We start from the raw sequence: 2,411 nt of genomic DNA, 5'->3' as shown, positions 1-2,411 counted from the left end.
TTCAGTTTTGAATAACTGTTAAAAATATACAATCTTTTAACTGCCAAAAAATTGTAATTGCACCCCCAATGCCTCATGTGAATCACTCACATTTAAGTAGTTTTAGTTCCTGTATCGGGCATGAGAAGTAAATGATAACAGTAGGGTATTGATGTGTCAAAGCCCGTGATTGAAATGATAATGAAAATAATTCCTAATTCATCATCCGGGCATACAGCCCTGGCTTTTATACTTTTTTTACTAGTAGCAACGCAGCCACTACGCGCACAGACCGATACTATATTTTATGATTACTATTGGAGCCAGACCAGTCGGGAAGATGCCCTCTATTTTAGGCTAAAGCCTGTAAAAGAAGAAAACGGCTACCGGATCGAAGATTTTTACATTTCCGGAGCCCTGCAGATGTCAGCTTTTTCATGCTCAGACATTGAGGATATGTTTGATGGTGAGGTGGTGTGGTACTACGAGTCAGGCGAAGTTATGCAAAAAGCGGAATACAAAAACGGCATCAAACAAGGTCTGGAGGTGCAATATGACAAACAGGGATGTTTATTGTCAGAAGGAGTTTATAAACAGAACCTGCCATTTCAAGGCGTTTTTCTCAACCGAAACAACAGTTACATAGAAAAAAGCCACTACGAAAATGGCGAGTTAGTCGCATGGGAAATAGCCGACTTTCCTGAAGGTTCCCAGGCAAAAGTCCACATGCAACGAGTGAAGGAAAATGACAACAGTCATTTCGAAGCAGAGTACTATGATCAAAATGGCGAATACATCGGCCGTGGCATTTTTAACAGCAAAGAGCTGAAGTATAAAGGGTGGTTTGTGAAATATATGTTTGACCCGATGAATGTGCTTACCACGGAGCACTATACCAATGGCGTTATCGATACCACCCGAAGATACTACAGAAATGGTCAGCCAAAGTCGGTAAAATTCGACACTGGAGAAAATACCGGGATGGTCATTTCCTTTGACCAGAAAGGTCAGGCTCTGGATACACTTATTTCAAAAGAAGGACACCCATATGAGGGAGGGGAACTGGTTTTTCTCGATGGGGGACGAAGGTTTGATGATCCCCTTGCTTTTGAATCGTACCGGGAAGGCGTGCTGCACGGGCCATACACTTTGTATTACAACAACGGACAGCCCTGGGAGCAAGGCCAATATATAAATGGAGAGAAGGATGGTGAAACACATTTCTTTTATAAAGACGGTACCCCCTGCTGTAGTGGAATATACAAGGCGGGTAAAAAAACAGATGGAAAATTTCACCTCAAATACTCCAATGGAATTGAGCTATACGAAAAAGGAGCCCTAAAAGAGCTGCGCCATTTCTATCCTGATGGCACCTTGCAACAATATAGCCTGGCTGACTCACTAGATATTTTTTATGATACCAAAGGCAATGAATTGACACGGCTTACTTACAAAAACCAAAAACCCTACCAAGGCAAAAGCCTGAAGTTTGGTTTGTCAGATAGAAAACTGTCCAGTCGGCAGCATTATGAAAAAGGAATACTGACCGTAACAGAATACTTCTCTCCAGAGGGAAAAGTGTCAACAATGCAGCGTTACAAACCAGATGGAAACTGGCAAGAACAAACCGAATACTACCCCTCTGGCGAAAAGATGATCCACACACAATATGGAGAAAGCAGTTATGACAAAGTAATAACCTATTATGACAAAGAGGGCAACATACTGGGCCGCCTGTCTGACAGCCGCACCAAAAGCGGGGAAGAATATGATTTTAAGGATGGAATTATCAGAAAAATCACCCACTATGAGGATGATAAGGTAACATATGAAAAAGAGTACAACAGGTACGGTCAGTTGCTTTATGTGATAGACCACAACGGGGAAGCATGTTTTTACAACCAATGGGGGGAACTTACGGGCCAGTGTACTTACATAAACGGCAAACCTTATGATGGTACATTTTACACCTATAAAGGCGGACATGTCAAGTCGGTCGGCAGCATGAAGGAGGGGCAGCGCCATGGAAAGTTTATAGACTATAAGTGGAACAGTAAGACACGCCATAATGACCGCACAAAAGAAGGCAACTACATAGAAGGTAAGGAAGAAGGTATTTTTAATGAATATGTGAATGGGCACCTACTCAGATCCGTTACATTTAAAAACGGGAAGCTGGAAGGTGAAGCCATATTTTACAACGGGTACGGTAAGGAGCTTTCGCGTGCGCAATACCAAGAAGATCTCCCCTATGAAGGCACTTTTTATACATACACCAATTACCAGCCCTATCTCCGGGGATACGAGAGGTACCACAATGGCGCGAGGGATGGAGATGAGGTTTTCTTTGATGCCAAAGGAAACCCCGAAAAAATATATACACACAAAAACGGCATATTGATGAAGGCGGTAATTTATAAGAATAACACTAC

1 protein-coding gene is annotated in these 2,411 nt (G+C 42.3%); it reads left to right on the top strand.

The annotated features are described in order from the left end of the window. Positions 1-180: 180 nt before the first annotated feature. On the top strand, positions 181-2,411 hold a 2,231-nt coding region (locus tag E1163_RS00950; RefSeq protein WP_185155906.1), incomplete at its 3' end, for a toxin-antitoxin system YwqK family antitoxin.

This window comes from Fulvivirga kasyanovii (genome assembly GCF_009711405.1).
In the GTDB taxonomy this organism is placed as follows: Bacteria; Bacteroidota; Bacteroidia; order Cytophagales; family Cyclobacteriaceae; genus Fulvivirga; species Fulvivirga kasyanovii.
Note: the sequence above shows the minus strand (reverse complement) of the source record. Positions and strands in the feature narration are given on the sequence as shown.